This is a genomic window from Oceanobacter sp. 3_MG-2023 (assembly GCF_030688925.1).
In the GTDB taxonomy this organism is placed as follows: domain Bacteria; phylum Pseudomonadota; class Gammaproteobacteria; order Pseudomonadales; family Oceanobacteraceae; genus Oceanobacter.
In genome coordinates this window covers 168,692-181,049 of record NZ_JAUYVX010000002.1, presented here as the reverse complement: position 1 = coordinate 181,049, position 12,358 = coordinate 168,692, and the positions used below count along the sequence as shown (strand labels likewise).

The following is a 12,358-nucleotide window of genomic DNA, read 5'->3' as shown; positions in this document are numbered from 1 at the left end:
CAGAATAGTCTGACTCGCAGCGGGTGAATTCAGTACCATCGAAACTGCCAACCAACAACCTGTGGAAAACCTGACCGTAATCACCCATTTACTCCACAGCAAATGATGGCGATCAGACAGCGACGGTATATCTTGCTCTTTCACACACGGGTTACGGTCAGCTTAATACCACCTTCATCACTGGAACAAGACCTGGTTATTAACTCTATAAATTCATTGGAATCAAAAGCTTAGACCGGTTATCCACAGAAAAACCGTGATGTAATAATAATAACTTCATCAGTCCTCCATCTCTTTTCAAACACTAATTCATACAAAATAATAATATTGGGACTGTGGGGAATTATGCTGACCGATTCGGTCATCAAAATTGGTCAGGAAACAGTCATTGCCATTTATCCGGCTTTCTCATACAATTGCCGCCCTTTAAAAACTGACCCCTAAACATTAACCGGGTATCCGAATATGAAACGTACATTTCAACCAAGCGTCCTGAAGCGCAAGCGCAACCACGGCTTCCGTGCACGTATGGCTACCAAAAGCGGTCGTCAGATCCTGACTCGCCGTCGTGCCAAAGGCCGTCAGAATCTGAGCGCCTGATCGGGCAGATAGCTCCCGACCGCAGTTTACTGATGATCGATTTGACCTTTGGCCGTGATGCACGATTGCTGAAACCAGCTGAGTTCAAACGAGTTTTTGATGATACTGAACGGCGCGGGAGTACTCCCCAATTGCTGGTCCTTGCTTCTGGCAACCAACAACAGCGTCCGCGTCTGGGGTTTGTGTTAGCCAAGAAGCAAATTCGACATGCTGTCGATCGAAATCGTGTCAAACGGTTGATTCGGGAATCATTCCGTCATCACCAGCCCGAACTGGGTTCATACGATTATGTCGTATTGGCGAGGTCAGGAATTACCGAACTGGACAACCGTCAGATACGTGAGATGATTGACTCCCTCTGGTTCCGATTAAAGCGACCAAACCATGGCAAGTCCGGCAACAATCAAAAAAGACGGCGACGTTAGTTTTGCAGCTCGAATACTGCTGTTGCTGATTGCCGGCTATCGCTACGCCATCAGTCCGTTATTGCCCTCCCGCTGTCGTTTTTACCCTACCTGCTCGTCTTATGCTGCTGAAGCGGTAACACGATACGGTGCCTTGCGTGGCGGTTATCTCGCCATCCGTCGTTTGGTCAGATGCCACCCCTGGGGGGATCACGGCGTTGATCTGGTACCTGATTTACCCAAACATTCTTCCAACTGTTGTCAACGGAAACCCTGAACATGGATATCCGCCGTACGGTTATATACCTTGGCCTGGCCATTTCGAGCTATTTTATCTTCATTACCTGGAACGACGATTACGGGCAAAAAACCCGTATCGATGCGCCGATCCAGGCAGAAACACCAGCAATCCCGGATGTACCCAGCGTTGCTGATGTAACAGCCGATGCGGAACATCCGCAGCTGGAAGCACCTCAGATCAGCTCCACAGGGAGTGCCCCGACACCATCCGGTGAGCTGATCCGCATCAAGACCGATGTGTTGCAAGTAACCATCAACCCTCGCGGCGGTGAAGTGACGGAAGTGTTGCTACCGGAGTTTCCGGCGTCTATCGAAACCAAGGACATCCCGTTTGTATTGCTGGAAAACAACCAGCGCCGTACCTACGTGGCACAAAGCGGCCTGATTGGTCGTGATGGTATCGATACCAATGGTGGCGCGCTCTTCAGTGCAGAAAAGAATGACTACACGCTGACCGAAGGTGACGATGAACTGGTGGTTGTGCTGTCAACCGAGACAGACAAGGGTATGGTCGAAAAAGTATTTACCTTTCACCGGGGAAATTACCTGATCGACATGCAATACCGGATTCACAACAACTCATCCGAGCCATGGGAAGGGGTGTTTTACGCCCAGCTGAAACGGGATGCCTCTCCGGATCCTTCTGCTGGTAGCGGTATGGGCATGCAGGCCTATCTGGGTGCTGCTTTGACGACGAAAGAGAATCGCTACGAAAAAATCACCTTCGATGACCTTGAAGACGAAGTATACAAAAACCCGCAAGAAGGCGGCTGGGCTGCGATGTTGCAGCATTATTTCCTTTCTGCCTGGGTACCGTCACAAGATGCGACCCACACCTACAATGGTCGCTTCGTCAAGGGTAACTACATCTTCGGTTTTTATGATCAGGCCATGGTGGTCGCACCGGGTACTGTCGGTGAAACCGGTGCCAGTCTCTATGTTGGACCCAAGGATCAGGACTCGCTGGAACAGATTGCACCGCACCTGGAACTGACCGTCGATTACGGCTGGTTGTGGTGGATTGCCCAACCGTTGTTCTTCTTGCTGACCTTTTTCCACAGTATTGTTGGCAATTGGGGTGTGGCGATCATCCTGCTGACCCTGTGTGTGAAAATCCTGTTTTTCTACCCGTCTGCAGTGAGCTATCGCTCCATGGCCAACATGCGCAAGGTTGGCCCGAAAATGCAGCAGATCAAGGAACAGTACGGCGACAACCGTGAAAAACTGGGCCAGGAAATGATGGCGCTGTACAAAAAAGAGAAGATCAATCCGCTTGGTGGCTGCTTGCCAATGCTGATCCAGATGCCGGTATTTATTTCTCTGTACTGGGTACTGATGGAATCGGTTGAGCTGCGTCAGGCACCGTTTGCACTCTGGATTACCGACATGTCGGTGATGGACCCTTACTTCATTCTGCCGCTGTTGATGGGTGCTTCGATGTTTGTACAGATGCGTCTTAACCCGACCCCTCCAGATCCAATGCAGGCGCGGGTGATGCAGTTTATGCCAGTGATGATGACTGTATTCTTCCTCTGGTTCCCGGCTGGTCTGGTACTGTACTGGGTGGTAAACAACCTGCTGTCGATTGCTCAGCAGTACGTGATCACCAAGCAGATAGAAAACAGCTGAAGCTGGTTTTCAGCGATCACGGGAGCCATTGGCTCCCGTTTTTGTATCTGCAAGACGACCTGCAACGATCCCCTTTCTCTCTGTGAGGCTGTCATGAGTAACACCATTCATCAGGACACTATTGCCGCCATTGCCACTGCTCCCGGCCGTGGAGGCGTTGGCATTGTGCGAGTTTCCGGCGCGGCAGCGCAAACCATTGCAGAGCGGGTGATTGGTTATCAGCCCCGGCCCCGGCATGCCCATTATGGTGCGCTGAAAGCTGCCTCCGGAGACGTTCTGGATGAAGGGATTACCCTCTTTTTCCCCGGCCCCCACTCGTTTACTGGCGAAGATGTGGTGGAATTCCAGGGTCATGGCGGCCCGGTGGTGCTGGATTTGTTGCTGAATGAACTGGTGTCACAGGGCTGTCGTCTGGCCCGTCCGGGGGAGTTTTCCGAACGGGCTTTTCTGAACGACAAGCTGGACCTGGCCCAGGCAGAAGCCATTGCCGACCTGATTGATTCCGCCTCCGAACAAGCGGCCCGTTGTGCCCTGCGTTCATTGCAAGGAGAGTTTTCCCGCCGCATACAACAGTTGCTCGATCAGCTGATCGAACTGCGTATCTACGTGGAAGCGGCGATGGACTTTCCAGAAGAAGAAATCGACTTTCTCTCCGACGGCAAGGTCGCCGCCAAACTGGTCACGGTTATGGCCGCGCTGGAACAGGTACTGGCCGAAGCGACCCGAGGCTCCATTCTGCGCGAAGGCATGACCGTCGTGATTGCCGGACGTCCCAATGCTGGCAAGTCCTCTCTGCTTAACGCCCTGGCGGGTCATGAGCGAGCGATCGTGACCGACATTGCCGGTACCACCCGCGACGTTCTGAAGGAACATATCCAGATTGATGGTATGCCTCTGCACGTAGTGGATACCGCAGGGCTGCGGGATGCCCCTGACGAAGTGGAACGTATCGGCATCCAGCGGGCCTGGGACGAAATTCGCCAGGCCGACCGTATCCTGCTGATGATGGATGCCACAAGCGACCAGCACAGCCCGGAACAACTGCTGCACGCACTCTATGACGAACAGGGTCTGGCCACCGAAACCGACGCCCTGATTCGCAGCGGCCGACTGACCGTGATTCGCAACAAGATCGACCTTGCCAACGAAACTGCAGGTCTGGACAACCAGGGCCCTTTTCCGGTGTTACGGATTTCAGCCCGTCAGCAACTGGGTATCGACGCTTTGCGCCAGCATCTGAAACAGGTGATGGGGTTTGATGCCGGTGGCGAAGGCGGGTTCTTGGCTCGACGCCGCCATCTGGATGCCCTTGAACGCGCCCGTATCGCACTGCAACAGGGGCAACAACAGCTATCCGGGCTTGCAGCAGGGGAACTCCTCGCCGAAGACCTGCGCGACGCTCAGAAAGCGCTGGGGGAGATTACCGGTGAATTCAGTGCCGATGACTTGCTGGGCAAGATTTTTGGATCTTTTTGTATCGGCAAGTGATGGTGCGAGTCTTGTTCTGGTCAAAAACAGGAGCCAACGTCATTGACTCCGGTAATATAATACGTACAGAGATTAATCGGGATAAGCAGGGTAACTCCAGATACTCCATTCACAGCACAGCGAAGGCATCAAAAAAATAGCCATCCTGGATACTCTGTTAGGCAATCGTTTTTCCGTCGTTTTTGTTGATGAACCCGAGTCAGCGCTACATCCAACAGCCATTGTGCAACTGATCGATATTTTGGCGTTACTGGCCGCGAAGGGCATGTAAATATTTATGGCGACTCATTCTTACTATCGTTGTCAAAAAACTGTTGTTGATTGCGAAACAGCAACAGTTGCCGATACCGTGCTTTCTTTCTGATAACAAGGGCGCCTGGCAGCAGAGTTGTTTACTGGCGGATGGATTGCCTGATACAGAGATCATCAATGAATCAGTGCGTTTATTTGTATGAAGATTTTTTGGAATATTTTTGAGAAGCTGGATAGTTCATTGTTGGGCATATTATGCGAATTCCAGAGCTTTAAAAGTAAGCAGTTGCTTACTTTTAAAGCCTTGTCTATCAAAGGCTGGTCAATGTCCCGAGCCATTCGCGGACGGACTCCAGATGAGGGGTGTCTGGCCGGACACGATCGGCAACCATTGCACCTTGCAAGGAAGATACAACGACCCGTGCCAGCGCTTCGCGAGAGACCGGCAAGAAGCGGGCTGAGCTGAGGCAGTCAAGTACCCACTCGTACAAGGCATCATAAAAAGCCTGGATTGCCGTCAGACTGTCTTCGGTCAGTTCGTTCATACCGGCGCTGTAAGCCTGGGCAAGGCACTGGCCATTGCTGCTGAAGTGATCCATGTACAAGTCGCACAGATGTTGCAGTCGCTGCCGCGGGCTACTGATGCCGTCGGTACGCTGTTGCAGTTCCGTAAAAAAAGCCTGTTGGTAGTCGGTAGCCAATTCCAGTAACAGTGCGTCCCGGCTTTTGAAGTGATAATGCACGGAGCTGGATTTGATCCCTGCTACCTTGCCCATTTCTCGAAAACTGGCTGCAGCCAGGTTGTTTTTGCAGATCTGATCAGTCGCAATGGATTTGAGATGATCTCTGGTATCGCTCACGGCACGTTCTCCCTGTATGTCTCTTGGATAAATTCTATCGGGTGTTAGGAATCAATAGAATGGCCTGGATCAGAAATATGCCGGTTTTTTGAGCAATGGTGCCTAAAAAACGGTATTGATGGCCTCTTTTGTGCCCTGGGCAACTCTCTGAGCCGGTTGTGTTCCCGAGCTTGCCGGTAGCCTGGCAACGGTTAGATGCTGCAGTCATGGCGGTTGCTTATATGACCCTTTCAGATATAGGGGGGTGGATGTCCGGCATTCTTGGGAAGACCAGTGATTAGCCGGTGATAAAGGACATATTTAGCAAAAGTTCACATTTTTGGCATTAAATGTGACGCAAAACACTATCTTTGTTGACATTTTTATGAATATTTGATGAAAAGGCTAGCTGCAGGACAGTTTTCCTGATGGAAGTTGCTGTTCCTTGTGATAACTAACCGCTTATCTACCAGGGATCGCCATGCGCGTTTTCACGATAACAACAATAATAACGACTGCATTGAGTTGCTCCGGATGTGTTTCTGGAAGTAATAATCAGGCCTATGAATCTTCTTATAATCGTGCCATCGCGCTGAATGGTTTTTGGGACGGTCAGTTTGATCAAAGCGGCGCTGTGCGGCTCTTGATATACGAAGGCAATATCTACGGTTTTGATGACAGCCGTGGTTTTACCGGTACAGCTGAGTACGACACATCCGAGCGCAGTGTCTCCATGAGTCTGGAATCCCGCTGGATCACCGGTAACGATGAAGCGCAGGGCGAGATGATGTCCAGTGGTACAGCCAGTAATGTTGGTGTGGATGCCTTGCTGATTGATGAGAGCGATGGCACCGGCCTGATTGTGGGCACTTATGCAACCGGCCTGAATGCGGGTGCCATAACACTGAAAGCCGACGGCAGCTGGAAGAACTCTTCTTCTTTGTGGAATACCCTGGGTGTTTGGCAAGCAGGTACGACCAGCCTCTATATAACCGAGGTGGACGGCAGGGCCAAGTTTGTTGGTCAGGGCGCAGACAGCTGCAGCTTTGATGGCGAACTCTTTTTGCTGAATACCGACTATCCCCTGCTGAAAGCACATATTTACAGCCGCTCTGGCTGCAATTTCTTTACCGTATCAACCCCGGTAGATGGCTACGCAGCCATTACCTCTGAGGGAATGCTGGAATTTTATTTCACTTCTGACAGTGAATTGCTGCGTCTGGAATACAGCCGCTAGGTCCCGTTTTTCCCCTTGGTCGTTATTTCTTGTTGTTGGCGGTTGTTGTGATCGCCACTCCTTTCTTTCGGGCTGATTAATGTCAGCCTGCCTTGTGTTGTATCTCATTGACCGTGGGCGGCGAGCGGCTGCCTGTTTGGTTGACACCCTGTGGGTAGTATCGTTTTGAGAGTTTGAGGTTTCCAGCTTGTGGATAATCCTGTTAGAAAATGTGGTAAAGCCATGGTGTAAGGGGGTGGTTATCCCTGGATAACTGTTATTCGGTTTTTGCCTCGTTTTAGCTTTTTAGCGTTTATAAGATTCTTATAAACAGCCTAGTATATTGATTCTAAAAGATAAATTTATGTTTTGAGGTGGCTGTGGATAACATTGTAAACAGCCCGATTCGGGGTGTTTAAGGTTGTGGATAGTTGTTCTGGTTATATATTGTACAGACTCTATCTGGGGGCTGAGGGAGTTGCTATAATCCGCGCCCGTTTTTGTAATTCCTGTGATTTGGTGAGGTGGCTGTGGAATACCCCGTTCGATATGACGTGATTGTGGTAGGTGGTGGTCATGCTGGTACAGAGGCTGCGTTGGCGTCGGCCCGTACCGGTAGCAAGACCCTGCTGCTGACCCATAGCACGGACACCGTCGGAGTGATGTCCTGCAATCCAGCCATTGGCGGTATTGGCAAAAGTCATCTGGTGAAAGAAATTGATGCACTGGATGGTGCCATGGCACGGGCAACCGATCGCGGCGGTATTCAATTCCGCACCCTGAACGGCCGCAAAGGGCCAGCGGTACGGGCTACCCGTGCCCAGGCTGATCGGGCTCTGTATCGTTCAGCTGTTCGCCATGTTGTTGAAAACCAGCCCAATCTGGATATTTTCCAGGCTTCTTGTGATGATTTGATATTGGATGGTGATGGGGTTGGCAGCACCGTTTGCGGCGTGGTGACACACACCAATATGAAGATTTATGCCACGTCCGTGGTGTTGACGACGGGTACCTTCCTCGGTGGCCTGATTCATATCGGTATGGAAAACCACAGCGGTGGCCGTGCGGGTGATCCGCCTTCTACTGCTTTGTCTCGACGGTTGCGGGAAATGCCTTTTGCTGTCGGGCGGCTAAAAACCGGCACCCCGGCGCGTATTGACCGCCGCAGTGTGGATTTTTCCGTGATGCAGGAACAACCGGGGGATACGCCGTTGCCGGTGATGTCCTTTATGGGGTCGCTGTCTGAGCATCCGGAGCAGGTCAGTTGTTACATTACCCATACCAATGAACGGACCCACGATATTATTCGTGCCAACCTTGATCGATCACCCATGTACGCCGGTGTGATTGAAGGGATAGGCCCGCGTTATTGCCCATCGATTGAAGACAAGATCACCCGCTTTGCAGACAAAAGCAGCCATCAGGTCTTTGTTGAGCCAGAAGGGTTAAACAGCAATGAGCTGTACCCGAACGGTATTTCCACCAGTTTGCCGTTTGATGTTCAGCTGGATCTGATTCATTCCATCCCTGGTTTTGAGCAGGCCCATGTGACGCGCCCGGGTTATGCCATCGAATACGATTATTTTGATCCGCAGCAACTGAAACACAGCCTCGAGACCCGCTGTATCAACAATCTGTTTTTTGCCGGTCAGATCAATGGCACCACAGGTTACGAAGAAGCCGGTGCCCAGGGCTTGCTGGCAGGCTTGAATGCCGCGCTGCGGGCGTTGGAAAAAGACGTCTGGGTACCACGTCGTGATCAGTCCTATATGGGCGTGCTGGTGGATGATCTGATCACCATGGGCACCAAAGAGCCGTACCGGATGTTCACCAGCCGGGCGGAGTATCGCCTGATACTGCGAGAAGACAACGCAGATCTGCGCCTGACAGAGATTGGTCGTGACCTTGGTATTGTTGGTGATCAGCGCTGGGCGGCCTTTTGCGAAAAACGAGAGCAGATTGAGCGCGAAGCACAGCGTTTGAAAACCACCTGGATACAGCCCGGCTCCACCGAAGCGGCAACCTTGGCCGGACTGGGTGAAACAGCGATTACGCATGAATACAATCTGCACGAATTGCTCAAGCGCCCTGCCCTGACCTATTCGATGATTGCCCGACTCAAGGGCGAGCCATCCAGTGAAGATCCGCGCGTGGCCGAGCAAGTGGAAATCCAGGCCAAGTACGACGGCTATATAGCCCGTCAGCTGGAAGATATCGAGCAACTGCGGCGTTATGAAAATACGCTGCTGCCAGATGACCTCAATTACGATGCCATCGGTGGCTTGTCCAATGAAGTGAAACAGAAACTGTTTGAACTCAAGCCGGAAACCCTGGGTGCTGCTTCACGGCTTTCCGGGGTGACACCAGCGGCGATCAGCCAGATCATGATTCACCTGAAAAAACGCAATATGGCGCATCGCATGGAGGCCTGACACTGGCCTTTAATAACAACAAGTACCGGAGTCTTGCCGTGCATTCGGTCTTTTGACGTCGCTGGCTCCGATTCGCGGATGACTTTGTGCTAGTATCCGCGCCCCTGGCAGGATTCAAGGCATTTATATATGAGTATGGCAACTTCTCTCCCAACTGGACTGCGCCCCCGCTTGGTGCGTGGTGCTGCCCAGATGAATGTCGAACTGAGTGATCAGCACAGCGATCTGTTGATGAGCTATCTGGAACTGCTGCACAAATGGAACAAGGCGTATAACCTCACCGCCATTCGTGAGCCGTCGGCCATGGTTGACCTGCACTTGCTCGACAGTCTTGCTGTGCAGCCACATCTTGGCGATGCAACACATATTCTGGATGTGGGTACCGGCCCTGGTCTGCCAGGCATGGTGCTGGCGATACTGAATCCGCAACGGCACTTTACCTTGCTCGATAGCAACGGCAAAAAGACGCGCTTTATGTTCCAGGCTCGTACCAGTCTAGGGCTGGAAAATGTCACTATCGTGAATGACCGGGTTGAGGCATATCATCCCGAGGTGCCATTCGATATGATTGCCAGTCGAGCATTTGCCTCGCTGTCTGATATGGTGATCTGGTGCCGTCATTTACTGGCACCGCAAGGTTGCTATCTGGCCATGAAAGGCCAGTACCCCCAGGAAGAGCTTGAAGCTCTGCCTGCCGATGTGACGTTGGCATCTGCTGCCATTATTGAAGTGCCAGGTGTCGAAGGTCAGCGTCATCTGCTGCGATTGGTCGCTGCGCCGGGCGACGACCATGTACCGACTGATCAATAATATCCCTGTAGAGCGAAGACAATGATTCTGGCGATTACCAATCAGAAAGGTGGCGTAGGCAAGACGACGACGGCAGTGAACCTGGCTGCCTCACTGGCGGCAACCAAACGCCGGGTGTTACTGATTGATCTTGACCCCCAGGGTAATGCCACCACCGGTAGCGGCATTGACAAATACGCACTGGAAACCTCGTTGTACGAAGTGCTGGTGCAACGCTGCACGGTAGAAGAAGCCATCGTGCCCGCCGGTGAGGCTGGCTATGACCTGATTCCTTCCAATGGCGACCTGACCGCAGCGGAAGTTGAGTTGATCAATGTTATCGGTCGGGAGCAGCGGCTGCGCAAGGCATTGGCCAGTGTGCAAGCAAATTACGATTATATCCTGATCGATTGCCCGCCCTCACTCAGCATGCTGACCGTTAACGCAATGGTTGCGTCGGATGCGGTACTGATCCCGATGCAGTGTGAATACTATGCCCTTGAAGGGCTGAGTGCGCTGATGGAGACCGTCGACTCGATCAAGGATGCCTACAATCCACAACTGTATATCGAAGGTTTGCTGCGTACCATGTACGACCCACGCAACAGCCTGACCGAAGATGTCTCCTCACAACTGATCAGCCACTTCGGTGACCGGGTTTACGATACCGTCATCCCCCGTAATGTACGTCTGGCGGAAGCACCCAGCTACGGCATACCGGCATTGTTGTACGACCGTAATTCCCGTGGTGCCATGGCCTACCTGGCCCTGGCCGGAGAAATGAATCGCCGTCACCGGGTGGTAACGGCCTGAATAGAGATGTTCAAAACGGACATGATCGGAATCAAGGTATGATAAAACGTAAACGTGGCCTGGGGCGTGGCCTTGATGCGCTGTTGGCGGCGTCGCATGCCGGTCAGGATGACGATACCCCTGAGTCGGTAACAGCCGGCCCGGTGCGGGACACAGCCGATAAAGACCTCAGTTATTTGCCGCTGGATGTGATTCAGCCAGGCCAGTATCAGCCGCGTCGGGATATTCAGCCAGAGGCCCTGGAAGAACTGGCCGACTCGATTCGGGCACAAGGACTGATGCAGCCAATCATGGTACGTTTGTTAACGGGCTCGGAAGATCGTTATGAAATCATCGCCGGAGAACGTCGCTGGCGTGCCAGCCGTATGGCCGGGCTGGCGCAAATTCCGGCGCTGGTGCGGAATGTGCCGGATGACGCAGCCATTGCCATGGCGCTGATCGAAAACATTCAGCGGGAAGACCTCAACCCGATGGAAGAAGCCATTGCACTACACCGGTTGCAGCAGGAATTTGAACTGACACAGCAGGAAGTTGCCCAGGCCGTTGGAAAAAACCGTACCACCGTGGCCAATTTGCTGCGGCTGATGAACCTGAACGCCGATGTAAAAATCCTGTTGGAAAACGGCGACCTGGAAATGGGCCACGCCAGAGCCTTGCTGGGACTGAGTGATCAGGCGCAGAGCCAGGCAGCAGACCAGGTGGTCGCCAAAGGTCTGACGGTACGACAAACCGAAGCGTTGGTGCGTGCCCATGAGCAAAAACAATCAGCCAGTGCCGCAGTTCCTGCACCTGCAGATCCCGATGTCGAGCGCTTGGAGCGGCTGCTGGGAGAGCGCCTCGGTGCCAGCGTGTCCATTCGCCATAATGCCAAAGGGAAAGGAAAACTGGTGATCAACTACACCAGCCTGGATGAGCTGGATGGCATTTTGAGCCATATGCAGTAAGCCTGTCACATCTGAAGGAAATGATTTCTGCTGCGAAAGGACAATAACAACGCGATCAAATGACCAGACAAAGCCGTGCAAGCAAGGGGTTTTGCTTGACATATGGCCCGAATTGATACGTATCAATAGTGCATAGACCATCCAAAGCACTACGACCAATTTATTACAGATAGATCCGGTAATTGGTTGAAGGCCGGATACCTTGCCCATATAATCACCGCGCTTTCGCACTGGCCAAAGCAGAAATTCAACGACTAGTGAGATCAGGTTGTCTACTGTACCGCGTCCACCTGTGCATCGGATCGTCATCTTACAACTGATCCTGACGCTGATTTCTGCCTTGATTGCCTGGTTACATAGTGATGTAGCCGCCGTGTCGGCGTTATTGGGCGGGTTAGCCTGTGCCCTGCCTAACGCTTACTTTGTCTGGCGCGCATTCCGCTATACCGGGGCCAGATCGGCCAGCAGGATTGTACAATCGCTCTACCAGGGAGAATCCTGGAAGTTTTTGCTGACAGCGCTGTGTTTTATCGTCATCTTCCAGCGGGTTGAGCATCTGAATGCATTGGCACTGTTTGCAGGATTCATGACAGTGCAGTTGGGGCACCTCGCTTCAGCACATGTCGCCAATTTATAAACTATGGACTGAGAG

General features: G+C 52.3%; 13 protein-coding genes. 12 read left to right on the top strand and 1 reads right to left on the bottom strand.

Annotated features, from left to right (window positions below; all coding sequences use genetic code 11):
* Window positions 1-465 precede the first annotated feature (465 nt).
* The 6 genes from rpmH (at window position 466) to Q8W32_RS16565 (ending at window position 4,692) form a co-directional block, all read left to right on the top strand.
* Window positions 466-600 carry a 50S ribosomal protein L34 gene (gene rpmH, locus Q8W32_RS02745; RefSeq protein ID WP_303431238.1) on the top strand — a complete coding sequence of 45 codons (135 nt, stop codon included), beginning with the start codon at window positions 466-468 and terminating at the stop codon, window positions 598-600.
* Window positions 601-632: 32 nt separating this feature from the next.
* Window positions 633-1,025, top strand: coding sequence for a ribonuclease P protein component (rnpA, locus tag Q8W32_RS02740; protein WP_303431237.1), 393 nt, complete (start codon window positions 633-635; stop codon window positions 1,023-1,025).
* Window positions 985-1,281 carry a membrane protein insertion efficiency factor YidD gene (yidD, locus tag Q8W32_RS02735; protein WP_303431236.1) on the top strand — a complete coding sequence of 99 codons (297 nt, stop codon included), beginning with the start codon at window positions 985-987 and terminating at the stop codon, window positions 1,279-1,281. The genes rnpA and yidD overlap by 41 nt, the downstream gene beginning before the upstream one ends.
* A gap of 2 nt (window positions 1,282-1,283) precedes the next feature.
* Window positions 1,284-2,933, top strand: a complete 1,650-nt coding sequence (yidC, locus tag Q8W32_RS02730; RefSeq protein WP_305413606.1) for a membrane protein insertase YidC — start codon at window positions 1,284-1,286, stop codon at window positions 2,931-2,933.
* 93 nt (window positions 2,934-3,026) lie between these two features.
* On the top strand, window positions 3,027-4,421 hold the full coding sequence (gene mnmE, locus Q8W32_RS02725; protein ID WP_303431234.1) for a tRNA uridine-5-carboxymethylaminomethyl(34) synthesis GTPase MnmE: 1,395 nt from the start codon (window positions 3,027-3,029) through the stop codon (window positions 4,419-4,421).
* Between the two features lie 100 nt (window positions 4,422-4,521).
* Entirely contained in the window at window positions 4,522-4,692 is a 171-nt protein-coding gene (locus Q8W32_RS16565) for an AAA family ATPase (RefSeq protein WP_368501347.1), read from the top strand.
* Window positions 4,693-4,984: 292 nt separating this feature from the next.
* On the opposite strand, the gene Q8W32_RS02720 is transcribed toward Q8W32_RS16565, so the two are convergent.
* Window positions 4,985-5,533, bottom strand: a complete 549-nt coding sequence (locus tag Q8W32_RS02720; protein ID WP_303431233.1) for a TetR/AcrR family transcriptional regulator — start codon at window positions 5,531-5,533, stop codon at window positions 4,985-4,987.
* A 613-nt stretch (window positions 5,534-6,146) separates the two neighbouring features.
* On the opposite strand from Q8W32_RS02720, the gene Q8W32_RS02715 reads away from it, so the two are divergent.
* The 6 genes from Q8W32_RS02715 to Q8W32_RS02690 all read left to right on the top strand — a co-directional run bounded on the left by Q8W32_RS02715 (window position 6,147) and on the right by Q8W32_RS02690 (window position 12,343).
* Window positions 6,147-6,749 carry a hypothetical protein gene (locus tag Q8W32_RS02715; RefSeq protein ID WP_303431232.1) on the top strand — a complete coding sequence of 201 codons (603 nt, stop codon included), beginning with the start codon at window positions 6,147-6,149 and terminating at the stop codon, window positions 6,747-6,749.
* A 509-nt stretch (window positions 6,750-7,258) separates the two neighbouring features.
* The gene (gene mnmG / locus Q8W32_RS02710; protein ID WP_305413605.1) at window positions 7,259-9,160 is read left to right on the top strand and encodes a tRNA uridine-5-carboxymethylaminomethyl(34) synthesis enzyme MnmG; all 1,902 of its coding nucleotides are present in this window, start codon (window positions 7,259-7,261) and stop codon (window positions 9,158-9,160) included.
* 129 nt (window positions 9,161-9,289) lie between these two features.
* Window positions 9,290-9,970, top strand: a complete 681-nt coding sequence (gene rsmG, locus Q8W32_RS02705) for a 16S rRNA (guanine(527)-N(7))-methyltransferase RsmG (RefSeq protein WP_370693299.1) — start codon at window positions 9,290-9,292, stop codon at window positions 9,968-9,970.
* A gap of 21 nt (window positions 9,971-9,991) precedes the next feature.
* Window positions 9,992-10,762: a ParA family protein gene (locus Q8W32_RS02700; protein WP_303431230.1), complete on the top strand. Its 771-nt coding sequence runs from the start codon at window positions 9,992-9,994 to the stop codon at window positions 10,760-10,762.
* A gap of 38 nt (window positions 10,763-10,800) precedes the next feature.
* Window positions 10,801-11,706 carry a ParB/RepB/Spo0J family partition protein gene (locus tag Q8W32_RS02695; protein ID WP_305413604.1) on the top strand — a complete coding sequence of 302 codons (906 nt, stop codon included), beginning with the start codon at window positions 10,801-10,803 and terminating at the stop codon, window positions 11,704-11,706.
* Between the two features lie 268 nt (window positions 11,707-11,974).
* On the top strand, window positions 11,975-12,343 hold the full coding sequence (locus Q8W32_RS02690) for a F0F1 ATP synthase subunit I (RefSeq protein ID WP_303431227.1): 369 nt from the start codon (window positions 11,975-11,977) through the stop codon (window positions 12,341-12,343).
* The last annotated feature ends 15 nt before the right edge of the window (window positions 12,344-12,358 follow it).

Excerpts from the sequence above, each read along its gene's own strand:
- yidC (WP_305413606.1), top strand. The coding sequence starts at position 1,284 with ATGGATATCCGCCGTACGGTTATATACCTTGGCCTGGCCATTTCGAGC.
- mnmE (WP_303431234.1), top strand. The coding sequence starts at position 3,027 with ATGAGTAACACCATTCATCAGGACACTATTGCCGCCATTGCCACTGCT.
- rsmG (WP_370693299.1), top strand. The coding sequence starts at position 9,290 with ATGAGTATGGCAACTTCTCTCCCAACTGGACTGCGCCCCCGCTTGGTG.
- rnpA (WP_303431237.1), top strand. The coding sequence starts at position 633 with ATGATCGATTTGACCTTTGGCCGTGATGCACGATTGCTGAAACCAGCT.
- yidD (WP_303431236.1), top strand. The coding sequence starts at position 985 with ATGGCAAGTCCGGCAACAATCAAAAAAGACGGCGACGTTAGTTTTGCA.
- Q8W32_RS02695 (WP_305413604.1), top strand. The coding sequence starts at position 10,801 with ATGATAAAACGTAAACGTGGCCTGGGGCGTGGCCTTGATGCGCTGTTG.
- Q8W32_RS02700 (WP_303431230.1), top strand. The coding sequence starts at position 9,992 with ATGATTCTGGCGATTACCAATCAGAAAGGTGGCGTAGGCAAGACGACG.
- rpmH (WP_303431238.1), top strand. The coding sequence starts at position 466 with ATGAAACGTACATTTCAACCAAGCGTCCTGAAGCGCAAGCGCAACCAC.